This is a genomic window from Methylobacterium sp. (assembly GCF_019750675.1).
Classification (GTDB): Bacteria; Pseudomonadota; Alphaproteobacteria; order Rhizobiales; family Beijerinckiaceae; genus Methylobacterium.
Genome location: NZ_JAIEOF010000360.1, coordinates 1 through 19,826 on the forward strand (window position 1 = coordinate 1; position 19,826 = coordinate 19,826).

Genomic DNA, 19,826 nt, shown 5'->3' on the forward strand with positions numbered 1-19,826 from the left:
AGGTTTCTGATTGTTCAGTCGAAAGGCGCGCAGAGGAGGTTGCCAATCTAGGATGCATATTTCGCGATCTTGTTCGGCACTGTCCGAGACCATTTGGCTGGCTCGGCAAGACGCGAAATAAAACTCCTTCAAGACCGCAGTGCTTGCGCTTTTGCGCGAACGGGGTTCGATTTCGAGCGCGCCGACACAAGCAACGGCACTGCAGCAAAAAGCGTTCCGAGAAAAACGTTAAGATTTTCTACGATTTATTTTCCATTTCCCGTCCTGCCTGCGCAATCGCTGTCGTTCGCGCAGGGACGCGCCGCATCCAGGAGTTTCGCGTCGCCAAGATATAGCATTCGTATATGGGCCAGAGATATTTGTGTAAGTTATTTTTGTAGCTATTTTTCCTAGTCATGAAGGATCAATTGGGTCTATTCGCTGGGAAATCAGCCTAATGCACATTGTCATGTTGCAATTGGCCGTTCTCGGTGCATGAACATAGATATAGGCAGGATGCGCGGACTGTCATCGTTATTCAAAGAGCCAAGTTCAATGGGTTGTTATAAATGCAGATGGATGCATTTCCCAAAGAGGGAGGCCGTTGGCGCCCAATACTAAGCCGCCGCCATCTTGAGCCGATTTGACGTCTCGCAAGGGGAATGCCCATGCTGCGCTGCACCAAGTGCTGCCAGCCTCGGTAGGCGGACCGATCGTAAGGCGGCCGGCCAATGCGTCCGGGGTGCCGGGCGGATGGGCCGAGCGGTAAATCTTCGGCGAGTCGTGCAGGCGGTTGTCGCGCAGGCCGTGCCAGCCGCCGGATGCTCTGACGCCGGGTACAGGTGCCGGATCAGCGGCGACGCGCGCGATGCATAGCTCGGTCAAGAGTGCATCGACGTTGTGCGCGAACCAGCCGCCATGCCTTGGCTCGTACACGATGCGGCCGGTGTGAATGTCCCAGAAGGCGCGCAGGAACCCGGCGCTCGTATCCGGGTCGAAGCGAAGGCTCGGCGGCAACTGGATCAGGGGTGGGCCGGGGGTGGGGCCGAGTCCGGCGACCTTGCTGAGGAATTGGCGCAGCCGTCTCTGAGCTTGCGCGAACCGCCGCTCGCGCATGATCCTGCGCGGAAGCGTGACGGCGAAGCGTAAGCGGTCGGGCACCGAGACCGCTCGCGATCACGCCGCGTGTTTCTGTCGCTTTCGACAGTGCGGATCCCGTTCGCCTCCGGCACGGATGCGGCCGAAGGCGGCGAAGCACCTTCCTGCGAGGTGAGGAAGTCGCCTCGCCGCCATCGTGCCGCTTGATCTTCAGTCGAGCGCGAGCGGATCACGCTCATTGAGGAAGGCGGCCACCTCCCGGAAGAACTGCATGCGGTTCTTCTCCATCATCACCGTGTGGGTGCCCTCGCCGAGTTCGATGAAGCGCTTGTAGGGCGCGGCCGTAAGCTTCGTGAAGTATTCCTGCGCCTGGTAGCTCGGCAGGTCCGCGTCCCATTCCGCGTGGATCACCAGGGTTGGCACGCGGATCAGGCCCGGATCGTAGAGGGGCTTGCCGGCCTGCCAGTATTCCTGGGAGTCGGCGATGATGCCGTTCGGTGCCCGCAGCACCGGCGGCGTCTGGGCCGCCCCTTCCGCATCCGTCAGCCAGGTGGCCTCCGCCCATTGCTCGAACCAGCCCGGCGGGATCAAGTCGGCCTTCTTGGCGTCCGGCACGCCCTTGAGCCAGCGATCCCGGGCGCTGTCGCGGGATACGGTACGATAGGCGCCGAGGGGGCCGGTATTGCCGAGGTTCGGCGGCGCCTTGGCGAGCCATTGCGGCGCATAGAGCACCAGGCGGTTCACCTTGTCGTTGTTCTGCGTGGTGTAGAGGCCCATCGTCGAGGTGCCCCAGGACCAGCCCATCAGGTTGAGCTTGTCGACGTTGCGCCGCTTCAGGATCGCGTCGACCGCTTGACCGACGGCCCGGGCCGCATCCGGCGTCCGCATGAAGGGCGCGTTGTTGCCGGCTGGCTGACGCATCTGCGCGGGCCGGTCGGAGAAGCCGTAGCCCGGCAGGTCCACGAGGTAGACGTCGTAGCCCTGCCGCGCGAGGTAATCCATCATCGAGAGCCCGTTCAGGGGCAGGTCGAACGAGGTCGAGGCCGGGTAGGTCGCCCCGTGCACGTAGAGTAGGATCTTCTCCGTCGGAAACGCTTTCATGCCGGCCGGCCGCTTGTTGCGGACGTAGAGCGTGATGTCCGGATCATGGGTCGGAACCCGAAAACTCTCGGTCGCGATGGCTTCAAGCCCGTCCGGCCCGGCTGCTTGAGCAGACAGCCCCGTCATGGCCGCGTAAGCCGCAGCAAGTCCGAGCGCGCTGACACCACGGAGGATCTGGCGCTTCGTCGATGTTCTTTGCATCGTTGTCTCCCATCCGCATGATACGGCGGATCATGGGTTGGAACACCTCGTGTGGTCGCGGGCAACAGCAAGGACGCAGTACGAAGCAGGAACCGTAAGACAATCGCGGGGCGAAAACCCGGACGACCCTTTAGAGCCGCTTCGAGCAATCTGAAATTTCGACGGCGATGGGCACCCTCGCGTTATCTGCGGCGGACTTCGGCCGGGCCAGCAGGTCAGCATCTGCCGGAGCAACCATCTGGCCGAAAGTACGTTCGCCGATCATGATCGACGCTTCGCGTGGCGCCGGCTGCCGAGGCAGGCCGATCAACGTGCAGGGAACGGCATCGAGTCGGTCCCGATCCGCCTTTTTCGGGATATGGATTGCTGCGACGGTCACTGTCCGCTGGCCGAGCCCCTCAACAGTTCCTATCCGAGCAAACAGGCGCCGGACATCCATCACAGCCTGCCACCCGTCCAGCGTGAAGGTCTTGCGACGCGCAAGGGTGTCGCGTGGACCGAGCAGCCTTCCACAGAAAGCCAGCCCGGCGAATGGTCTTGCCAACGCCGGGACGACCTCCATCAAGAACAATAATGCTCTCGCCGAGGCGGTGATCGGCCTGTCCAAGGCGAAGCGATCCATCGACGCGGGCCGTGGCGGTCCTTCGAGGCGGTTGGGTGCGCCACGCTCGAACGCGTGGATCGGTTCGATCACCGTCCGCTGCTCGGACCGATCGGCCATATCCCTTTCGCTGAGGCGGAGGCATGCTAATACGCCTAGGCCGAGATCCAAGCCTTGGCCGCCTGCGCCAAACCAAACGGCCTCCGGGAAACCCGGGGCGCTTCGCGGAACATCGGCCGACCTCGTCGGTCCTCATGGGCCGGTCGAGCGACCGGTCGTTGCCCATTCCCGGAGATCCTCCTTGTCGACCAAACCTCGGATCTACACGTCGCCTTCGGCCTTCCCGAACCCCCAGCGCCTTCGCCTGTTCCTGCACGAGAAGGGCATCGCCGACGCCTTCGAAGAGGTGATCTACGACATGGCCCCGAAAGGGGAGCAGCGCGGCTGGCGCCACCTCAAGATGAACCCGTGGGGCGAGACGCCGACGCTGGAGCTGCCCGACGGCAGCTACCTGTCGGAATCGTCCGCGATCGTGCGCTACCTCGACGCGCACCACGCGGGCCGCAGGATCACCGGTGAAACGCCCCTCGCGCAGGGGCTCGACGCGATGTGGGACAATCGCGTCTGGGTGCAAATCCTCTACCGGCTCACGACGCAGTTCCACGTCCTGCATCAGGGCCTCGGGCCGAAGCTCGAACTGACGAGCAACCCGCAATGGGGCGAGCATTGCCGCAAGGAGGCCCTGTCGCACGCCGCCCTGGTCGACCGGCACCTGGCCGAGGGCCGCGACTGGCTGCTTGGCGGCGAGCAACCGACCTTCGCGGACATCACCCTCTGCACGGCCATCGCCTTCTCCAAGTTCGGTCCCGTCGCCACGCCGCTCGACGAGCGGTTCGAGCAGCTCGACCGCTTCTGGCAGCGGTGGAAGGCCCGCGACAGTTTCCGGAGCGCCTATGCCGATGGCGGCGGCCTCGCGGAACTGGCAGCCCTCTCGCAGTAGCCACGGATCGATGCGGGGCGCGTCCTTCCTCCTCGAGGGACGCGTCCGCACCGCTCCGTCGCCGAACCCCGCGAGGATCCGCTTCACCCATCCGCCCTCGAAGAGCGCGTGGCATCGGCGGCGTCGATCGAACGAAAGGTCTGGTTCGGGGACTTCCGGGCGGCGCCGGCACGATGGTCGAACCCTCGACCTTCGTTCGGCGGCCAAAGCCGGTTTCCGGCCCTGCGTCGAAACCCGGAACCGAAATTCCAACGCGTGCCAGGAGAAGTGGTGCCGGTTGCGGGACTTGAACTCGCGACCTACCGCTTACAAGGCGGCTGATTTTCCTATGAAATCAATCTTCTGTTGCAACGTTTTTGCCGCGAACGCTCGATGTAGCAACGGGCTGAGTTGAAACCGGCTTAGCGTGATTCTTTGATGTGCCACGTAAGGCGCTACGGCCTCGCCTGCGGGCCTCGTCGGCACGGGCCACGGTCGCTGCATCCACCGGCTGATAGGTGAGCTGCAGGTCGCGCGCTGATGCGATCGAGTTGGCCATCTTGGCGCCGAGGGCGCCGGCATCGACGTTGCCCGCGTTGGCTTCGACGGCGCCGGACCGGCGCATATCCATCAGGGTTCGGGTGTCGCCGGGAAACACCTTGGCGCGGTTCCGCCAGAACGACTTCGCCAGCGCCTGGTCCGTGAAGGCTGCGCCGCTTTGGCTTTGGAACATAGGGATGCCGGCGGCCGGGCGCTGGGGCAGGCCATCGAGGTAAGCCGCGATCAGCCGCGCTGTGCGCGGCGAGATTGTGCCCAGAGCTGCGCGCTTTGTCTTCCCGCGTGCCGTCCAGAAGCCGAGGTCGCCGAGCTGGTCGATGCTGAGCGTGCGGACGTCGCCCGGCGACAACTGGCTGTCCCAGGCCACGGCCATGATGCAAGCCAGGCCCTTCGACCCGTCCCGCCACGCCTGTTTCACCAGGCGCACGGCCTCGCCCGCACGCCAGAACAGGGCGCGCTTCGGCTGGGATCGCCGCCGAACCTTCGCGGACGGATCTTCGTGCCCGCCAGTGAAGGGCACGCCGTTGTGGCGCATGCCGCTGGCGATCTCCCAAAGGGCTCGCCAGATCTTCATCGCGCGCCAGGCGCGGTCCAGGGTCGTCTTTTCGAGCAGAGCGCTGTACCAGAGATCGATGTGGTCATAGGCCACCGAGGACGGGGCGACGTCGCCGAACACCGGCTCGATGTCGCGCCACGCGCGCTCCCATTCGATCCGTGTCTTCGCGGCCTTGCCCGACCATGTGCCGGTGGCTCGGTAGCGCGCGAACGCATCGCTCAACGAACCGGGCGCCACCAGGCGCTGAAGATCCTCACCCGCCCGCCACGCGTCCCAGCGTGCGTTCCATGTTTCCGCGACCTTCATGGCTTCGGGGCCGTGCGGGCCGCAGGGCACCGATTTCGGGAAGCCTGCCGCGCGCATCGTCGGTGTCGTGATCCAGTAGCCTCGGCCCTTCCGCTCGACGTAGTACCGGACCCTATGGAACCCCACGGCGCATCGTCCTCACCCGGTCACCAACGACGTCGCTGGCGTTCTTCGCCGCGGCGGCTGGCGCAAGGCCGAAGAGAGGGCCGTTGCGCAGCCGGCGCCACTGGTCGATCGCGTCGAGGTCGAAGCGATTGGTATCGGGGTCGGGGCGCGGGAACCCGCGCCGATACAGGCGGTCCGCGACTTGGTCGAACTCCTCAGCTGTGAGGCCGAGGCGGCGAGCGGCGGCATGCGCAGGAACGTCTCGGGGCTCGACGTGGAAGCGCATCATCTGCGCGCCTCCGGCAAGCCGTTGTGCTCGATGCCGTCGAGATGCCGGCCGGCGCGCGCCTTGCCGACGCGACGCATGACGTGGAAACCCTCGCCGTGGAAGCCGCGGCCACCCTGCACGTTGAGCCATTCGATCTCAGCACGGCGGTCGTTCAGCGTGTAGCTGTAGTCCCGCCGCCAATCCGGATCGTCTTTGTCCCGGTCGACGACGACCTCGTACGCGCCGTTCTGCTTATGGAAGAACGGCACGCTGGCGGCGGCGCACTGATCGCGGATTGATCTTGCCCATACGGGGTGCATCGGCCGAGCGCCGGGGCCGCTCTCACCGCCCACGATCAACCAATCCAGGCCGGGGTTCGATAAGCCCAGCGTGGTATCCAGCCCGGCCGCTTCAAGCCACGCGCTGAAGTCAATCGGCCCGAGCAGCGGCTCGGCTGACACGAACCGAACGGCGGCCGGGGTGGTGAGCAAGTCCGGCACTCGCTCGTCCGCACGGCGCTGGTCCTCGGCCGATACGCCGAGCCAGACGTTCGGGAGCACCGACCTATGCCAGAGTTTTGGGTGCCAGATGCTGTGATCCTTGGGCCCGGCCATCAAGCGGTGCATCCGGTCAGACCGTTTCGTTAGCACCTGAAAGGTGTGCTGCGGAGCCAACGCCATGATGGCGAACACTTGCGCGATCCACTCTTCGGGCACGCTGTCGTGGAACAGGTCCGACATCGAGTTGACGAACCACATCGTCGGCTTGCGCCGGCGCAGGGGCTCATTAAGCGCCTCGTCGACAAGGCGCATCTCGCCCGTCCAAACCGGCCCCGCCTTCGTCGGCTGGGTGAGGCCGCGATATCGCTCCATGCCCATGCGCTCGAGGCGAGCGGCCATCTTCATTGCGTAGCAGTTCGTGCAGCCGGAGCTCACAACGCTGCAGCCGACGATCGGATTCCACGTCTTCTCAGTCCACTCGATCTTGCTCACCGTCCGACACTCCGTGCCGTGTTCTTCAGGAAGGCTGGCTGCGCGAGCCGGGATGAGGTCTCGGTGACCACGTCTAGGTGCTCGGGACACCAGGAACCGAACGGGTTGCGCCGGCCGATCTCCGTGGGCGCGCCGCAGAAGCGGTGCGCGTGCCGTGGTGCATCGTCGGCTGTGCAGGCGAAGCGGCACTGGCCGAGACGCAGCTGCTCAATCCGGTATGCACCGCGCGCTGGCTGCGGCTCCGGTACCGGCGGGACGAAGGGCGGGAAGGTGTAGCGCGGCGCGGCCGGCGCGGCGCTCGCTTGGGTCTTGGCCTGCCGGATCGCGGCGCGCTGGCGATCATGCATCGAACGGGCGGCGCTGGGCTTGGATGTGGCTCTGGCCATCACGCGGCGCCTCCGAACAGAGATGCTTGGCGCGGGTCCTCGCGCGCACGAATGCGGTCGATCAGGTCGGCCTTGTCGGTGTTGCCGTCGCGCTTGGCCTGCCAGTAGACGGGGCCGTATCGGTCCGTCTCGATGGCACCGGCATGGATCGCGAGGGCGCGCTTGCCCTTCGAGATGTCGAAATGGACCCACGAGGCTTCGCGGTGCTTGCCGTGCGAGAGCGTAGGGTGGCCTTGAATCCAGCGTCGGTTCACACCGATGCGGTCGACCATGGCCAGCAGCTCGTCGAGGCTGTCGGCCCACAGGTGGCACATCATCATGCGGCCGAATGGGTGAATGGGCTGGTCGACGAAGACGCTCATCGGCCTGCCCTCGCGCGGTCGATGCGCTCGATCTCGGCGATGAGCAGCGAGGCGGACCGCACCAGGTCCTCGCGTCGGCTCTTCGGCTTGAACCAAGCTCGGCCCCAGTCGTCCGGCCAGATGTCGCGCAGGACGCAGCCCCAGGACGACGGGAACAGCGCCCCGCGCCGTTCGTCGCTCAGCGCGCCCACCAGGGCGTAGGCTGCCGCGGCCCGGGCCAGCTCGCCCTCGGTGTGGTCGTCGTCGTGCGCGAGGGTCCAGCCCTCGCCGTGCAGCTGCCGGCGACGCTCGGCGATGACGTCGCGGACGGCGGCCGGGATGGGCGTGATGTGATGCTCGCCCGCGCTGTAGCAGGGGTGGCAGTCGCGCAGCAGGGCTTCGTACCGGCCTGTCAGGTCGGAGAAAGCCTGCTGCAACCGCTCAGCCTCACGGACGGCGGCGGCGTGCGCTGGGGTAATCTCGACGCCGGCCATCATGCCCGGCCCTCGGCTTGGCGCGCCTCGACCAGGGCGCGGCGCTTTCGGACGGCGCGGGCGGCCCGCACCAGGGCATTGCCCTCGCGGCGACCGGCCGGTTCGACAAGGACGACAGCGGGCCGGCCGGAGAGAAGCTGATAGGCCTCGTCGCTGTAGGCCTCGATCTCTACGGTGCTGAGCCCCGCCGCTTTCAGGTGCTGCAGGGTGCATCCATCTTCCGCTCCGAAGCGATGCTTGCGCATCGTCTCGGCCATGAGGCGGATGCGGTCTTCGCGATCGGGGGCGCTCCGGGCGGCGCGCAGCAGGGAAGGTGCAGTCATTGCCGGGTCTCCGTCTCGATGACGCGGCCCTCGGCGCGCGCGAGCCATTCCTTCACGGCGGTGATCATCTCGCTGCGCTCGGCATTTGAGACATAATTCACGCGTCCGCCCTCGGTCTTGCCGAACTCGAAGACGAGCAGAGCAAATCCTATGGTCTTGGGCCGGAGCCGGCCGTTCAGGCCCTCGTCGATCCCTTCGGCGAGGGCATTCATCACCCCGGCGAACTGCGATTGGATGGGGGCATCTTTGCTCACGGGCGGGCCTCGCTAAGAAAGAGGTCGGGGTTGCTGGGGCGCGGGTTGCGCGGCCGGCCGCGCTTGGGCCGGGTCTCGCTGAGTTCAGCCTTGAGCAGCGCGGTGGTGGCTTCCCGCAGGCGGTGGCCAAGCGCGGCCTGCGAGCGGTGCAGGCGGCGGGCCTTGGTGTAGGCGGTCGAGAGTTCGGCGCGGCGGGCGCGGAGGCTGTCCGTCTTCACTAAACGACCTCCGCTTCACGCATCCCAAGCGCGCCGCGCGCGGCACGGATCTGCTGCAGGGCCCATTGCGGGTCACCTATGGGTTCGCCGGCCTGGATCTGCTCTTCGGCGAAGTCGAGCAGCTCGGCGACGGTGGCCATGACGGACACCACCGTGCAGCCGGCATGTCCCAAGGTGATGAGCGCGCCGGTTTCATGCGTGCCATCGTTGACGGCGGCCACCACCAGCGCGGCGTCCGGATCGGCCGCGGCCCAATCCATGAGAGCCAGCACCAACTCGTCGGTTTCGTGCTTCGTCCGCGCCATGGTCACACCCGCATCGGCATGAGGACGACGAGCAGGGCGTCATCGCCCTTGCGCGCCAGGATGGTGGGGCTGCCCGGGTCGGCGAGTTCCATCCGCACGGCGTCGCCGCCGAGGACGGACAGGATCTCGGCGAGGTATTTGCCGTTGAAGCCGATCTGCAGCGGCGCGCCGTCCAGGGTGGCGTCGACCGCGTCGGTGCCTTCGCCGCTGTCGGGGTTGTTCTGCGTCAGCCGAACCTCGCCCACGTCGATGTCGAGCTTCACGGCCCGGCCGCGCTCGCTGGACACGCTGCTGACCCGGTCCAGGGCGTTGGCGAACTCCTCTCGCGGGACCACCAGATGCTTCTCGTTCCCGGAGGGGATCGCGCGCTGATAGTCGGGGAAGGTGCCGTCGATCAGCTTGCTGGTGATGACGGTCTCGTCGCGGGTGAACCGTATCTTTTGCGGGGAGACCGAGACCTCGAAGGCCGCCGCGCCGTCCGTGCTCACGATGTGACCGAGCTCGGTGATGAGCTTGCGGGGCAGGATCACACCCGGCATGCCTTCGGCGCCGTCCGGCCGGGGCAGGCAGAGGCGCGCGAGCTGGTGGCCGTTGGTGGCGACGGCGCGCAGGCCGTCGTGGCGCTCAGCCTCGTCCGGGGCGTGCAGGTAAACGCCATTCAGATAGTAGCGCGTCTCCTCCGTCGAGATCGCGAAGCTCACCTGCTCGAACATGCGCAGCACGTCGGCCACGGGCCAGCTGAACCGCGTGAACATCTCGCCGGCCTGGAGGTCGGGGAAGTCTTCGCTGGGCAGGGTGCCGAGGGTGAACCGGGTGCGGCCCGAACGGACCACGGCCTGGCCGGGCTTGCCCACCTCGAAGCTGATCGACGCCGCGTCGGGGAGCTTGCGCACCATCTCTTTCAGGGTGTGCGCCGGCATGGTAATGGCGCCGGGCTCGGCGACCTCGGCTGCACAAGCGATCTGCGCCTCGATGTCGAGATCCGTGGCGCGCACGGTGAGGCGGCTGCCCTCGGCGTCCAGGCGCACGTTGGACAGGATCGGGATGGTGTTGCGCCGCTCGACGATGCGCGCCGCGAGGTTGAGCGCCTTGAGCAGGCCGGAGCGTTCGCAGGTGAAGCGCATGGGTCTCGCGTCTGTCTGAGAAAAGAGGAAAGCGGCGGGGCGGCGCTGTGCGCTGCGCCCCGCCAAGTCACCCGCGGTCGGAGGGGCCAGTCCGCGGGATGGGGTGTCAGATGCCGCGCTCGCCGCCGTTCTCGGGCGCGCCTTCGAAGGTTGGGAGGCTGGTGTCTCGACCCGACTTCAACAGATCCTGCTGCACGCGGTCGCGGAGCTGATCGCGCCAGCGATAGAGGTCGTAGAACCACACCACGGCGCCGCCGGCCGCGCGGTAGCGCAGGCGGGCCGGGATGCGGACCTGCTCGCCGTCGACGAAGGCGCGCAGGGCGATCATGAAGATGCCCGGCACGGTGATGGCCTCGCCGGCCGCGTTGGTGTGCTCCTCTTGAAACACCATCTCGGCCTCGCCGCTCTGATTGCGGACGGCCTGCTTGAACTTCTGGCCGACGCGAATCTCCAGCGAGCGCGCCAGGTCGATGAGTTCGTTCGGCGCGGCGAACTTTGCCTTGAACAGCCGCTCGAACTCGCCGCGCTCCGCATCGAGGGGTGCAGCGAGTTCGGCGGCGTGATCCTCGAGGAAGCTGGCGAACTCGGCCTGATCCAGCTTCTTGCCGACGTTGTCGATCCAGGCCTGGAACTCGGGCGTGATCGGGAAGGCGTAGTGTACGAAGTGCTCGGCATTGCGGGCCGCGCCTTCCAGGCTGTGATAGTCGAGGACCGCCGTCAGCGAAGGCCGGGGCCAGTCCGTCTTCGCAAAGATGGCCGAGCCGTCATCTTTGTGCCGGTTCGTCAATGCGATGAAGGCTTCCAGGGTCGTGACGATGGCCTTGCCCTTGCGGCGGGCGGGACCGGTCCGGAACTGCTCGATCTCGCTCTTCAGGACGCGAAGGTTGCCGCCGGTGGCGCTGGGTGAGATCAGCGCCGGGATCTGAGTCGGCAATCCGTCTCCGAGGCCGCTCACCGGGATCATCACCACCTCGGGCTTCACGCCCTGGATGCTGAGATCGGCGATCTTCTGGATGGCCTCGGCCTCGCCGCCGTAGCAGCTGGGCGTGGCCGGCGGGCGCACGCCGCTGCCGCCGGAGGGAGGTGTGGTGGTGCTTGCCATGACGCGGTGTCCTAATGCGGGAGGTTGAGGGTGGTGCGGGGTGCCTGAGGCTCAGGCGGTTTCGCGGTCGCGCGCCTCAGATGAGCGCGGGCCGGCGAACATGTCGTCCTGGCTGGGGTGCTGGACGGAGAAGCCACCGCCCATCGACCAGAACGGCGTCGCGCTGAACCCCTTTTCCTCGGGCAGCTTCGACTTGACCGAGGGCTTCACATCGATGCGGCCTTCCTGGAAGGCGATCGTCAGCGTGACGGTGATGGCAGCCGTGCCGCGCTGGTCGGGCAGACCCTCCAGCGCTTCCATGGCGTGGGTCAGGTGCTCGTCGCACTTCTCGGCGAACCGACCCCGGTTGAGGACACCGACAAGATCGGTGAGGCGGCGAATTGGCTTGGTGGACATCAGCAGTCTCCGCTGTGCCGAGCAGGTGCGGTCGGCGTGGAAGGCGATAGGAAAGGCGGCGCAGCCCCGGCGGCTTCGCGACGGGCCTCGTGCCGAGCAAGGGTCATCAACCGGTAGCGAATGGAATGACGATGCCGCCCGAGCGCTTTGCCGATCGCGGCACGGCTCAAGTTTTCGCCCGCCATGGCGAGCAGGCGCGCGTCTTCGTCCGGTGTGAACCGCCGAACGACGACGCCATTGCGCTCGATACGAAGGGGGACAGGCGCTACCGAAGCCTGGAACTTCCCATCCGAGCGATCGACACCAAGCTTCAAGCACGTCGCGCTGATGTTCGAGCGAGAACAGCCGAAAGCACGGGCGAGATCGCCCGCGCTTTCCCCCGCCTCACGCCGCGCGGCGATCTGCTGTTGCTGCCCCTTGGTGAGCAACAAGCGTCGCATGACCCGAGTGGTGGCATCCGCCAGCAGCTCGAACTCCGAAGCGTGCTGCTCGGCCATGTCAGGCGGCCTCGCTCTGGTGCACGGCCTGGCCGAGGGCCTGGCAGGAGCGGGCGTAAAGCGCGGCGCGCGTCTGCTCGACGTCGACCGTCAGGCAGCGCGCGATGTCGTCGTTCGACAGCGGTCCCAGGACCTGCTCGGCCGTCTTGCCCGGCCATCCGAGCTTGCGGGCGAGGTGCTTACGAAGGGCCTCGCGGACCATGGCCGGCGACGGCGGGTCGAGCAGTGGGTTGGACACGGATGCGGCTCCATCGCGATGGGCGATGAAGGAAGCATACCGGTTATTTGACCGCCGTAAAGAGCGGGCGGTTAGATTACCGCTTTTTCTCGTCCAATCCGGCCGCACGCTTGGCGAAAGCGAAGGCTCCGGAGAGAGCCTGACCGGTCGCATCGGCAGCAGTTGTCACGGCCGATCCCGCCGTTGCCGCTGCTGCGCTCAGGCCGTCTCCGATCCCTGCGAGTGTCCCTTGCTCTTCGACCTGAGCATCAACGGGATGAGGCGCCGGAAGTGCGCGAGCCTGTGGCACAGTCTCTGGGGGGGTAGCCTTCGAGAACCATCTTCGCTTCGGCGGTTCTGTGAGGCGGAGCTGGCGTTCGGCCTCTGCGCGGATTAGGGCAGCGTCGTTGCGCATCGTTTCCGCCGTGGCAATCTCGCAAATGCCGACAAATCCGGTGCCCTGCTCGAAGGTCACCTGCACAAGTGCCTTGGTTTCAGCGCCGCCACCCAGCAGCCCCAATGCGCCGCCGATAGCGGCGGCGCCGATGCCGATCGCACCGACTGCTGCGAGCGGCGCGGCAAAGATCCCGACGACCATTGCGAGCGGTGCCAACCCTGCTGCGTTCTTCGCTCCGGCGATAAGAGCGCGGCCCCAATGCTTCTCGATGACGGTGGCGTTCGCCTCAATAGCGCTCACGTTCGCGATGCTCTGGAGGCGCCGTTTGGGTAGCTTGAACTCGCCTGCCTCATACCAAGCGGTGCCGGTGCCGAAGTCGCCCGCGACGAGTTCAATGCGCAACATTTCAGGCTCCGTCGCCAAAATGAGCGTTTTGGAAGGCATCGAAGGTTCTGCCAGGATGGCTCGTGCGCTCAATCTTCGCCATTCGCCTTAGCTGGCGCGCTCTGATGGTTACATAAATCTCGCCAATCCAGACAATTTCCATTTCTTCCATAGGGCGAGCATTGAAACTACTCAGCGTGACGGTTTCGCTGTCGCCTTTAAGAATAGTTTTTAAATATCGAGTGCCATCTGTAGTTAAGACTACGGCTTCTTCGCCGTAAAACGAGTCTACTCGCCGAGTCTGATCGCGGTATACGATCACTGCATCTCCATCATGGTATACCGGAAGCATTGAATCGCCTCTAATCATGAAGGCGACCATTGATTGTGGTATCGCGAAGGGTAGTTCAATAGTGTCGAGGCCTTCGGGAGGCACCTGCTCGAATTCGGGTTCCACCTTCGCGCCCGCTCCAACATACCCCATGACTGGGATTACGTAGCGCGGAGTCGTTGCGTCTTCGTCACCGATGCCAGTCATCAACCAGCCTGGTGTGGTCTGTAGCACGGGCGCCAGAAGCTCAATCGTGCGGGTGGAAGCTCCGTGCCGGTTCACGTCCCCTTTGGCTGCGCGCCGGAGGTTGCGAATTGCATCTTCGCTCAAGCCCGCCTGCTTGGACACGGCCGCAGCCTTTAGGCCGAGGGCCGTGAGCCGTTTTTCGATCCTTGCAAGCACGTCCTCAATCATCCCGGTATTCTGACCGGTCACCGGTTTTGACGCGAACGGTTCTTTGACCGTTGACATGGGCGGTTATTTGACCGGTATATAGGCCCATGAGCGGGATCGATCATCTTCTGGCGGTGGCGCGGGCGTATGGCGAGGCGGAAAGAATTCCGCTTACCACCGTCAGTTGGCGCGTCTTCGAGGACACGAAAAAGATGGGCCGTCTGGTAACAGGCTCGGACATCCAAAGCCGGCGCCTTGAAAAGGCGATGGTGTGGTTCTCGGAAAACTGGCCGCAAAATGCGGTCTGGCCGGTCGAGACGCCCCGTCCCGTTTCACAAACAGCGCAGGCAGCCTGATGCCGCACCCGCGCTCACTGCTTCGGCCCGGCCTGGTGGTCGCGGCGCTGCTGCTCATAGGTTTCGCGGCGCGTCGTCAGCAGGCGCGCCAGCAGGTCGCCGTCCTCGGCGTTGAGGTAGAGGGTCGCGACCGGCGTGTCATGGGCATCGGTGTTGGCAAACAGCACGATGCGGGTCGCGCCCTCGGGACCGAACAGGACCTGGAAGCGGGTCGTGATGGGCGGTTCATCGCTGCTGTTCATTTCGTTTCTCCCTGCCGTGCTCTGCCGGTGGCAGACGCACCCGTAGAATGGGTTGTGGTCCACACCAATCCCCGCCGCACCGGAGCGGGTCATGCTTAATCTCCTCCGCTCCGTCTCCCTGCCCTCGCTGAGCGGCGCCGTCGTTGCGGCACGCTCGGCGGTGGGCCAGGGCGCACAGGCCGTGACAAGCCTGGGCGCCTCGGTCTCCACCTTCGCAACCGACACGTTGGCGCGTGTCGAGCGGCCGTCTCTCACCTGGCTTCCTGACCTTCCGTCTCTCTCCGTTCCAACATGGCTCGTCCGTTCGGGTGTGGCGCCCGATCGGCTTGCCCTCGCGCTGTCGCCTGCCGGCATTTCTGCTGCACCGACCATCGAAGGATGGGAGAGTTCAGTGGGAAATACTGGTATAGCCTTGGGCCATTTCTTCCCAAAAGAGGGCCTGGACTGGTCTCAGCAGATCGATCTTGACGGTTTGTCCCGGTTCTTGCGTGAGCAATACCCGGATAAAACGGCACAGAACGTGGCCGCGCGCACGAAGCTGCCGGCCGATACCGTGAAGAAATGGCTCTTGGGCGTGGCGCTGCCGAACGGCCGGGCCATGCTGGTGCTGGCCTGCGCCTTCGGGCCGGAAGTGCTGGTGGCCATGCTGCGGCACCCGCCGGGCTGGCTCGACGAGGCCGCGCGCGGCGCCGAGCAGGCGCGCCTGCAGGCGCAGCTCGCCGATCTCCAAGCGCAGATCGGGCGGGTGGCGTGATGGGGCTGGTTCGCATCGCCGCCGCCGCCGGGGCCAGCGCGCTGCTCTGGCTGTCCCGTCTGCCGCTCGGGTGTGGCGCTTGGCTGCTCGCCCGGGCCCGGGCCCTCGATGCCCTGGCGCGTCCGCCCTCCGCTGACGGCTGAGCCCTATGCGCCTCGTCCTCGACGTCACCGCCCGCGCGGACCCTTCCGCGTGCCTGCAACCTTCGGAGCTTCGACCATGAGTGGATCGTCTGCCTTCCAAGACTGGATCGACGAGGCGCGCGGCGTCTCGATTGAGCAGGCGCTGGCTGGTCGCTCGACAGCGCTGAAGCCGAGCGGCGTGGAGCGCATCGGGCCGTGCCCGGTCTGTGGCGGCCGGGACGGCTTTTCGATCCATCCCGGCAAGCGGGTGTTCAACTGCCGGCGTGGCGGCGTGGGTGGGGATGCCATCGCGCTGGTGCAGCACCTCGATGGCTGCGAGTTCCTGGTGGCCTGCGAGATCCTGAACGGCCGGCCACCGCCGGACCGGACCCGGGGCGAGACGCCTGAGGCGCGGGCTGAGCGGGAACGCGCGCAGGCCGTGCGACAGGCCCAGGCCGCGCAGGATGAGGCGCGCAAGACTGAGGAGGCCAACCGGTTTCGCGAACGTGAGCGCCGGGCCTGCTGGCAGCACTGGGATAGCGCCGGGCGCTCGCTCGCGGGCACGCCGGCCGAGGCCTACCTGAGATGTCGCGGTCTGGTGGTGCCGGAAGGGGCGGCGCTGCGCTGCGCACCGGAGCACGACTTCTTCGAGCGCCTGACGGTCGAGGGATCGTCCACGAAGGCGAACCGGGTGATCCACACCGGGCCGGCCCTGCTCGCGGCCATCCGGGGGCCGAACGGCAAGTTCGCCGGGCTGCACGCCACATGGCTCGACGCAACGCGGCCTTCGGGCAAGCTCGAAATATTCCACCCGGAGACCGGCGAGCTGCTGCCGGCCAAAAAGGTGCGGGGCTCGGCCACGGGCGGGCACATCCCGCTGGTGCGCCACGCGGCGCCCACCGACCTGGTGCTGGGCGAGGGGATCGAGACGGTGCTGTCCGTGTGGCGGGCGCTGAGCGCGGCCGGCTGGGAGCACCTGGCGGGCGCCGCGTTCTGGGCGGCCTACAGCCTCGGCAACATCGGCGGCGCGGCCACCAAGAGCGTGCCGCACCCGAGCGAGACGCAGACGGACAGCCTGGGCCGCGTTCGGGCGCGCCTGGTGCCGGGCCCGGTGCCCGACCTGTCCCGGCCTTCCCTGCCGATCCCGGCCAGCGTCGAGCGCGTGTGGCTGCTCGGCGACGGGGACAGCGAGCGCGTGCGCACCGAGAACGCCCTGCACCGCGGGGCCGTGCGCTTCCGCGCGCAGCGCCCGGGCCGGCAGGTGGTCGTGTGCTGGGCGCCGGCCGGCGAGGATTTCAATGATGTGCTTCGGAGGGCTGCGGCGTGAGCGATCTGTCTGTTTTCAAATCTGCAGGAGGAACTGTCATCCCGGAGCGTTCCCCTATCCACGAGTTGCTGGATCATAAAGATGTAAAAATGATCAGGTCGGCTAAGATTTTCTGGTGTGCCGTTGATCATTATTACAGCCTGAAAGAAATTTCTGCTTTTTTGCGTCTATCGATTGGTACTATTGGCTCTGATTTTGACAATTTCATACGGAAAATTCGTCACTCGCTTAAAGAGGAGGGCAACGACAACTATCTCGTTTTTGAGAAGAGAGATTTAGATAATATTCGAGGTCATTTACGGTATTTCGATGCTCCAACTTTATCCATCGTCCGTGGTCAATTCGGTGTGGATGTAATAATAAAAGATTTCGTAGATCTAAAAGCTGAGAAGGCAGAGAGACAAAATAAAGAGAAAGCTCAAGCGGAAAGGTTAGCTCAACGAGATGCTGCTCGGCGTGTTCGTCAGGGGACAGATTGATGATCCCCTCCGGCGGCAATGCGGTGATGGCGAGCCGGCGCGAGCCGCCGGACAGCCTGGACTTCTTCCCGACGCCGCCGTGGGCGACGCGGGCCTTTCTGCGGCACGTCCTGCCGGCCCTCGGCGGTGCCTGCCCGCCGATCCGCTCGGCCTGGGACCCGTGCTGCGGCGAAGGACACATGGCCGAGGTGCTGCGCGAATCCATCGTGCAGGTGCGAGCCTCGGACATCTTCGATTATGGGCGCGGCTACGAGGTGGGCGACTTCCTCGATGCCGTGGCGCCCGCGGTGCGGTGCTGCGACCTGATCTGCGCCAACCCGCCGTTCAAGCCGGCGGCGCAGTTCGCCCGCCGCGCCTTCCAGTTGGCGCCCGTGGTCGCCTTCCTGCTGCGGGCGCAGTGGTTGGAGGGCGAGGACCGGTATGAAACCATCCTGCGCGACCGGCCGCCGACGCTGTACGCGCCGTTCGTGGAGCGGGTGTGCATGCTGCGCGGCCGATGGGAGCCGAAGGGCTCCACGGCCACCGCCTACGCCTGGTTCGTGTGGGTGGAGGGCGCCGCGCCGCTGCCGCCGTTCTTCATCCCGCCGGGCCGCAAGCACGCCCTGACCCGCCCCGACGATGCCCGGCGCTTCGGCGCCCGCACGGACGCGCCCCTGCTCGACCCCATGGACCCCGCATGACCGACGATCCGCACCGCGAGATTAAGCGCCTGGTCGACGAGGCGACACCGATCGGGGACGATGCCGATTATGACCCGGCGGATGGCTGGGATGGTGGCCGCCCTCCGGAACCACCCTCCGGAGACGGCGATGGCGATAGCCCTGGGGGGCCGCGCCGGGTCAACCGTGAGGATCTGGCGTTCTGTGCGACGCTCGACCACTCCGACACGGACAACGGCAAGCGGCTGATCCGGCATTTCGGTGCTGACCTGTCGGTGGTGGCCCAGGACGAAGTTTCGGGCGGGTCCTGGCTGTCCTGGACCGGCACGCATTGGGATCTGGCCGGTGGCATGGCGCTCGCGAGCATGGTGGTGCAGCTGCTGGGGGACCGGATCATCCTCGAATCCGAGTTCATACATCCGACCCCGCGCGAGAAAGCTGCGATCGAGGCAGCCGACGAGCTGAAGGGCAAGGCGCGGGCCGACCTGACGGATGACGAAAAGGTGCTGCTGGCGCAGGGCGCGGCCGCGGCCGATGCCCTCGACAAGCGCCGGGGCAAGCGCCGCGCCTTCGGGGTGTCCTCGAAGAACAAAGCTCGCATGGAAGCGACGCTGCACTGCGCCGCGCCACGTTTGCGCCGGAACCCGGACGCCTACAACGCGGACCGGTATCGGGTGGCGTGCCTGACGCATACCCTGGTGTTCCGCTCCGAGCGCGACGATGAATGTCCGGACCCGGCCGTGACGCGGCTCGTCGGGATCTGCGATGCCGTCGAGGGGCATCGGCGCGAAGACTGGATCACGTCTGTGGTCCCGCAACCCTATCGGAAGGGCGCCGAGGCACCAGGCTGGCGCGCCTTCCTGAAGGACATGCTCCCCGACGACGCGAAGCGGCGAACCGTACAGCAGTTCACGGCGCTGGGCCTGTTGAGCGTGCCTGTGCAGCATCTCATGTTCCACTACGGCCTCGGCGCAAACGGCAAGTCCGTGTTCCTGGAGACCATCGCGCGCGTGCTCGGACCGAGCCTCGCGGTCGGCTTGCCCCGCGAATCCATCGTAGGCGGATCGGAGCGTGCCTCTGGTGGGGCCTCTCCCGACATTGCGCGGCTCTACGGCCGGCGTTTCGTCCGCATTCTGGAGGTCGCCGGCAACGTTCCCCTCCAGGAAGACATGATCAAAAAACTGACCGGTGGTGAGCCGATCCCCGTCCGGTCGCTCTACAAGGGCTATTTCGAGTTCCAGAATTATGCCACCGCCCATATGAGCGGGAACGACTATCCGACCATCACCGGCACGGATAACGGCATTTGGCGGCGCATGTTGCTGGTGCATTGGGACCAGACCATACCGGTTGAGAAACGCGGGGACTTCGAGGCGGTGGTGTCGCGCTTCGTTGACGACGAGGGCCCGGGCATCCTGGCTTGGCTCAACGAGGGCGTCTGCGACTTCATGGCGAACGGGCTCGTCATCGCGCCCTCTGTGACCGCCGACACGCAGGAATATCGCGAGGATATGGACCCGGTGGGCGAGTTCCTGTCCGCTTGCGTTCGACCCTCGCCTACGGGCCGAGAAACGGCCCACGCGCTCTATGAGGCGTATCACTCCTGGTCCCTGGCCAATGCGAAGCGAACGCTCTCACAGACACGCTTTGGCAAACGGCTCAAGCAGCTCTATGACCATGGGCCCATTGCCGGCCGCGTCTACTATCAGGGCTGCGAGCTGCATGACGTGCCCGACCGGCCGGATGCCCCGCAACCCCAGGAAGAGCTCGACCTACGCCGTTGAGCCTCACCATGCCGAATAGTGGTGAGGGTGGTGAGGGTTTGGTGACCCTCTAAAACGAAGTATCACCACGATATTATTGAGCCATAGCAGGCACTTAGGCGCCCATGGTGACAGTGGTGAGGGTTTCGCGCGTAGGTATAGACAATCGGGGTTCCGGGGTCAGCCAAAACAAAAATCATAGACACTACGTGGAAAAA

At 65.9% G+C, this 19,826-nt stretch carries 29 protein-coding genes and 1 pseudogene; 9 read left to right on the top strand and 21 right to left on the bottom strand.

What is annotated here, in order from left to right:
- Nucleotides 1-531: 531 nt before the first annotated feature.
- The 3 genes from K2X24_RS18390 to K2X24_RS18400 all read right to left on the bottom strand — a co-directional run bounded on the left by K2X24_RS18390 (nt 532) and on the right by K2X24_RS18400 (nt 2,818).
- Entirely contained in the window at nt 532-1,140 is a 609-nt protein-coding gene (locus K2X24_RS18390) for a DUF72 domain-containing protein (RefSeq protein WP_292499854.1), read from the bottom strand.
- A 147-nt stretch (nt 1,141-1,287) separates the two neighbouring features.
- Entirely contained in the window at nt 1,288-2,304 is a 1,017-nt protein-coding gene (locus K2X24_RS18395) for an alpha/beta fold hydrolase (protein ID WP_292499935.1), read from the bottom strand.
- 205 nt (nt 2,305-2,509) lie between these two features.
- Nucleotides 2,510-2,818, bottom strand: a complete 309-nt coding sequence (locus K2X24_RS18400; RefSeq protein ID WP_292499855.1) for a hypothetical protein — start codon at nt 2,816-2,818, stop codon at nt 2,510-2,512.
- Between the two features lie 130 nt (nt 2,819-2,948).
- Between K2X24_RS18400 and K2X24_RS18405 the strand changes: the two are divergent.
- A pseudogene (locus K2X24_RS18405) lies at nt 2,949-3,130 on the top strand (IS3 family transposase); the annotation flags it as partial.
- A 151-nt stretch (nt 3,131-3,281) separates the two neighbouring features.
- On the top strand, nt 3,282-3,980 hold the full coding sequence (locus tag K2X24_RS18410) for a glutathione S-transferase N-terminal domain-containing protein (RefSeq protein WP_292499856.1): 699 nt from the start codon (nt 3,282-3,284) through the stop codon (nt 3,978-3,980).
- A gap of 334 nt (nt 3,981-4,314) precedes the next feature.
- Here the strand turns inward: K2X24_RS18410 and K2X24_RS18415 are convergent, their stop codons facing one another.
- The 17 genes from K2X24_RS18415 to K2X24_RS18495 all read right to left on the bottom strand — a co-directional run bounded on the left by K2X24_RS18415 (nt 4,315) and on the right by K2X24_RS18495 (nt 13,984).
- Nucleotides 4,315-5,436, bottom strand: a complete 1,122-nt coding sequence (locus K2X24_RS18415) for a hypothetical protein (protein WP_292499858.1) — start codon at nt 5,434-5,436, stop codon at nt 4,315-4,317.
- A gap of 55 nt (nt 5,437-5,491) precedes the next feature.
- Nucleotides 5,492-5,773 carry a hypothetical protein gene (locus K2X24_RS18420; protein WP_292499859.1) on the bottom strand — a complete coding sequence of 94 codons (282 nt, stop codon included), beginning with the start codon at nt 5,771-5,773 and terminating at the stop codon, nt 5,492-5,494.
- Entirely contained in the window at nt 5,770-6,744 is a 975-nt protein-coding gene (locus K2X24_RS18425; RefSeq protein WP_292499861.1) for a phage Gp37/Gp68 family protein, read from the bottom strand. Before K2X24_RS18425 ends, K2X24_RS18420 begins: the two co-directional genes overlap by 4 nt.
- Complete coding sequence (locus tag K2X24_RS18430) at nt 6,741-7,130, bottom strand: hypothetical protein (protein WP_292499863.1); 390 nt, start codon at nt 7,128-7,130, stop codon at nt 6,741-6,743. Before K2X24_RS18430 ends, K2X24_RS18425 begins: the two co-directional genes overlap by 4 nt.
- Nucleotides 7,130-7,492, bottom strand: a complete 363-nt coding sequence (locus K2X24_RS18435) for a DUF4031 domain-containing protein (RefSeq protein WP_292499865.1) — start codon at nt 7,490-7,492, stop codon at nt 7,130-7,132. Before K2X24_RS18435 ends, K2X24_RS18430 begins: the two co-directional genes overlap by 1 nt.
- Nucleotides 7,489-7,968: a hypothetical protein gene (locus tag K2X24_RS18440; protein ID WP_292499866.1), complete on the bottom strand. Its 480-nt coding sequence runs from the start codon at nt 7,966-7,968 to the stop codon at nt 7,489-7,491. The genes K2X24_RS18435 and K2X24_RS18440 overlap by 4 nt, the downstream gene beginning before the upstream one ends.
- Entirely contained in the window at nt 7,965-8,288 is a 324-nt protein-coding gene (locus tag K2X24_RS18445) for a hypothetical protein (RefSeq protein WP_292499867.1), read from the bottom strand. The genes K2X24_RS18440 and K2X24_RS18445 overlap by 4 nt, the downstream gene beginning before the upstream one ends.
- Complete coding sequence (locus tag K2X24_RS18450; protein ID WP_292499869.1) at nt 8,285-8,542, bottom strand: hypothetical protein; 258 nt, start codon at nt 8,540-8,542, stop codon at nt 8,285-8,287. The genes K2X24_RS18445 and K2X24_RS18450 overlap by 4 nt, the downstream gene beginning before the upstream one ends.
- The gene (locus tag K2X24_RS18455; RefSeq protein ID WP_292499871.1) at nt 8,539-8,760 is read right to left on the bottom strand and encodes a hypothetical protein; all 222 of its coding nucleotides are present in this window, start codon (nt 8,758-8,760) and stop codon (nt 8,539-8,541) included. Before K2X24_RS18455 ends, K2X24_RS18450 begins: the two co-directional genes overlap by 4 nt.
- On the bottom strand, nt 8,760-9,065 hold the full coding sequence (locus K2X24_RS18460; RefSeq protein WP_292499873.1) for a hypothetical protein: 306 nt from the start codon (nt 9,063-9,065) through the stop codon (nt 8,760-8,762). The genes K2X24_RS18455 and K2X24_RS18460 overlap by 1 nt, the downstream gene beginning before the upstream one ends.
- 2 nt (nt 9,066-9,067) lie before the next feature.
- Nucleotides 9,068-10,189: a DNA polymerase III subunit beta gene (dnaN, locus tag K2X24_RS18465; RefSeq protein WP_292499874.1), complete on the bottom strand. Its 1,122-nt coding sequence runs from the start codon at nt 10,187-10,189 to the stop codon at nt 9,068-9,070.
- Between the two features lie 106 nt (nt 10,190-10,295).
- Nucleotides 10,296-11,291 carry a DUF2303 family protein gene (locus K2X24_RS18470; protein ID WP_292499876.1) on the bottom strand — a complete coding sequence of 332 codons (996 nt, stop codon included), beginning with the start codon at nt 11,289-11,291 and terminating at the stop codon, nt 10,296-10,298.
- Between the two features lie 51 nt (nt 11,292-11,342).
- Entirely contained in the window at nt 11,343-11,687 is a 345-nt protein-coding gene (locus K2X24_RS18475; protein WP_292499878.1) for a hypothetical protein, read from the bottom strand.
- Nucleotides 11,687-12,184 (bottom strand): helix-turn-helix domain-containing protein, encoded by a 498-nt coding sequence (locus K2X24_RS18480; protein ID WP_292499879.1) that lies wholly within the window; start codon nt 12,182-12,184, stop codon nt 11,687-11,689. The genes K2X24_RS18475 and K2X24_RS18480 overlap by 1 nt, the downstream gene beginning before the upstream one ends.
- 1 nt (nt 12,185) lies before the next feature.
- Nucleotides 12,186-12,422 carry a hypothetical protein gene (locus K2X24_RS18485; RefSeq protein ID WP_292499881.1) on the bottom strand — a complete coding sequence of 79 codons (237 nt, stop codon included), beginning with the start codon at nt 12,420-12,422 and terminating at the stop codon, nt 12,186-12,188.
- A gap of 76 nt (nt 12,423-12,498) precedes the next feature.
- Nucleotides 12,499-13,203 carry a hypothetical protein gene (locus K2X24_RS18490; protein WP_292499883.1) on the bottom strand — a complete coding sequence of 235 codons (705 nt, stop codon included), beginning with the start codon at nt 13,201-13,203 and terminating at the stop codon, nt 12,499-12,501.
- Nucleotide 13,204: 1 nt separating this feature from the next.
- Nucleotides 13,205-13,984 (bottom strand): LexA family transcriptional regulator, encoded by a 780-nt coding sequence (locus K2X24_RS18495; RefSeq protein ID WP_292499885.1) that lies wholly within the window; start codon nt 13,982-13,984, stop codon nt 13,205-13,207.
- A gap of 29 nt (nt 13,985-14,013) precedes the next feature.
- Here K2X24_RS18495 and K2X24_RS18500 point away from each other — a divergent pair, with 29 nt between their 5' ends.
- A complete protein-coding gene (locus K2X24_RS18500; protein WP_292499886.1) occupies nt 14,014-14,262 on the top strand; it encodes a hypothetical protein in 249 nt (82 codons plus the stop codon).
- 14 nt (nt 14,263-14,276) lie between these two features.
- Here K2X24_RS18500 and K2X24_RS18505 read toward each other — a convergent pair whose 3' ends face one another.
- The gene (locus K2X24_RS18505) at nt 14,277-14,504 is read right to left on the bottom strand and encodes a hypothetical protein (RefSeq protein WP_292499888.1); all 228 of its coding nucleotides are present in this window, start codon (nt 14,502-14,504) and stop codon (nt 14,277-14,279) included.
- Nucleotides 14,505-14,595: 91 nt separating this feature from the next.
- On the opposite strand from K2X24_RS18505, the gene K2X24_RS18510 reads away from it, so the two are divergent.
- The 6 genes from K2X24_RS18510 (at nt 14,596) to K2X24_RS18535 (ending at nt 19,629) form a co-directional block, all read left to right on the top strand.
- Entirely contained in the window at nt 14,596-15,258 is a 663-nt protein-coding gene (locus tag K2X24_RS18510) for a hypothetical protein (RefSeq protein ID WP_292499889.1), read from the top strand.
- Nucleotides 15,258-15,401, top strand: a complete 144-nt coding sequence (locus K2X24_RS18515) for a hypothetical protein (protein WP_292499891.1) — start codon at nt 15,258-15,260, stop codon at nt 15,399-15,401. Before K2X24_RS18510 ends, K2X24_RS18515 begins: the two co-directional genes overlap by 1 nt.
- Before the next feature lie 76 nt (nt 15,402-15,477).
- Nucleotides 15,478-16,707 (top strand): DNA primase, encoded by a 1,230-nt coding sequence (locus K2X24_RS18520; RefSeq protein ID WP_292499893.1) that lies wholly within the window; start codon nt 15,478-15,480, stop codon nt 16,705-16,707.
- Nucleotides 16,704-17,186, top strand: a complete 483-nt coding sequence (locus K2X24_RS18525) for a hypothetical protein (RefSeq protein ID WP_292499895.1) — start codon at nt 16,704-16,706, stop codon at nt 17,184-17,186. Before K2X24_RS18520 ends, K2X24_RS18525 begins: the two co-directional genes overlap by 4 nt.
- A complete protein-coding gene (locus K2X24_RS18530; RefSeq protein WP_292499897.1) occupies nt 17,186-17,866 on the top strand; it encodes a hypothetical protein in 681 nt (226 codons plus the stop codon). The genes K2X24_RS18525 and K2X24_RS18530 overlap by 1 nt, the downstream gene beginning before the upstream one ends.
- Complete coding sequence (locus K2X24_RS18535; protein WP_292499899.1) at nt 17,863-19,629, top strand: phage/plasmid primase, P4 family; 1,767 nt, start codon at nt 17,863-17,865, stop codon at nt 19,627-19,629. Before K2X24_RS18530 ends, K2X24_RS18535 begins: the two co-directional genes overlap by 4 nt.
- Nucleotides 19,630-19,826: the final 197 nt, after the last annotated feature.

What these genes read in the sequence shown, in the direction of transcription:
- K2X24_RS18535 (WP_292499899.1), top strand. Translation starts at nt 17,863, where the DNA reads ATGACCGACGATCCGCACCGCGAGATTAAGCGCCTGGTCGACGAGGCG.
- K2X24_RS18420 (WP_292499859.1), bottom strand. Translation starts at nt 5,773, where the DNA reads ATGATGCGCTTCCACGTCGAGCCCCGAGACGTTCCTGCGCATGCCGCC.
- K2X24_RS18520 (WP_292499893.1), top strand. Translation starts at nt 15,478, where the DNA reads ATGAGTGGATCGTCTGCCTTCCAAGACTGGATCGACGAGGCGCGCGGC.
- K2X24_RS18430 (WP_292499863.1), bottom strand. Translation starts at nt 7,130, where the DNA reads ATGGCCAGAGCCACATCCAAGCCCAGCGCCGCCCGTTCGATGCATGAT.
- K2X24_RS18515 (WP_292499891.1), top strand. Translation starts at nt 15,258, where the DNA reads ATGGGGCTGGTTCGCATCGCCGCCGCCGCCGGGGCCAGCGCGCTGCTC.
- dnaN (WP_292499874.1), bottom strand. Translation starts at nt 10,189, where the DNA reads ATGCGCTTCACCTGCGAACGCTCCGGCCTGCTCAAGGCGCTCAACCTC.
- K2X24_RS18490 (WP_292499883.1), bottom strand. Translation starts at nt 13,203, where the DNA reads ATGTTGCGCATTGAACTCGTCGCGGGCGACTTCGGCACCGGCACCGCT.
- K2X24_RS18510 (WP_292499889.1), top strand. Translation starts at nt 14,596, where the DNA reads ATGCTTAATCTCCTCCGCTCCGTCTCCCTGCCCTCGCTGAGCGGCGCC.
- K2X24_RS18480 (WP_292499879.1), bottom strand. Translation starts at nt 12,184, where the DNA reads ATGGCCGAGCAGCACGCTTCGGAGTTCGAGCTGCTGGCGGATGCCACC.
- K2X24_RS18475 (WP_292499878.1), bottom strand. Translation starts at nt 11,687, where the DNA reads ATGTCCACCAAGCCAATTCGCCGCCTCACCGATCTTGTCGGTGTCCTC.
- K2X24_RS18445 (WP_292499867.1), bottom strand. Translation starts at nt 8,288, where the DNA reads ATGACTGCACCTTCCCTGCTGCGCGCCGCCCGGAGCGCCCCCGATCGC.
- K2X24_RS18505 (WP_292499888.1), bottom strand. Translation starts at nt 14,504, where the DNA reads ATGAACAGCAGCGATGAACCGCCCATCACGACCCGCTTCCAGGTCCTG.
- K2X24_RS18530 (WP_292499897.1), top strand. Translation starts at nt 17,186, where the DNA reads ATGATCCCCTCCGGCGGCAATGCGGTGATGGCGAGCCGGCGCGAGCCG.
- K2X24_RS18500 (WP_292499886.1), top strand. Translation starts at nt 14,014, where the DNA reads ATGAGCGGGATCGATCATCTTCTGGCGGTGGCGCGGGCGTATGGCGAG.
- K2X24_RS18400 (WP_292499855.1), bottom strand. Translation starts at nt 2,818, where the DNA reads ATGGATGTCCGGCGCCTGTTTGCTCGGATAGGAACTGTTGAGGGGCTC.
- K2X24_RS18440 (WP_292499866.1), bottom strand. Translation starts at nt 7,968, where the DNA reads ATGATGGCCGGCGTCGAGATTACCCCAGCGCACGCCGCCGCCGTCCGT.
- K2X24_RS18495 (WP_292499885.1), bottom strand. Translation starts at nt 13,984, where the DNA reads ATGTCAACGGTCAAAGAACCGTTCGCGTCAAAACCGGTGACCGGTCAG.
- K2X24_RS18435 (WP_292499865.1), bottom strand. Translation starts at nt 7,492, where the DNA reads ATGAGCGTCTTCGTCGACCAGCCCATTCACCCATTCGGCCGCATGATG.
- K2X24_RS18460 (WP_292499873.1), bottom strand. Translation starts at nt 9,065, where the DNA reads ATGGCGCGGACGAAGCACGAAACCGACGAGTTGGTGCTGGCTCTCATG.
- K2X24_RS18415 (WP_292499858.1), bottom strand. Translation starts at nt 5,436, where the DNA reads ATGCGCGCGGCAGGCTTCCCGAAATCGGTGCCCTGCGGCCCGCACGGC.
- K2X24_RS18470 (WP_292499876.1), bottom strand. Translation starts at nt 11,291, where the DNA reads ATGGCAAGCACCACCACACCTCCCTCCGGCGGCAGCGGCGTGCGCCCG.
- K2X24_RS18395 (WP_292499935.1), bottom strand. Translation starts at nt 2,304, where the DNA reads ATGACGGGGCTGTCTGCTCAAGCAGCCGGGCCGGACGGGCTTGAAGCC.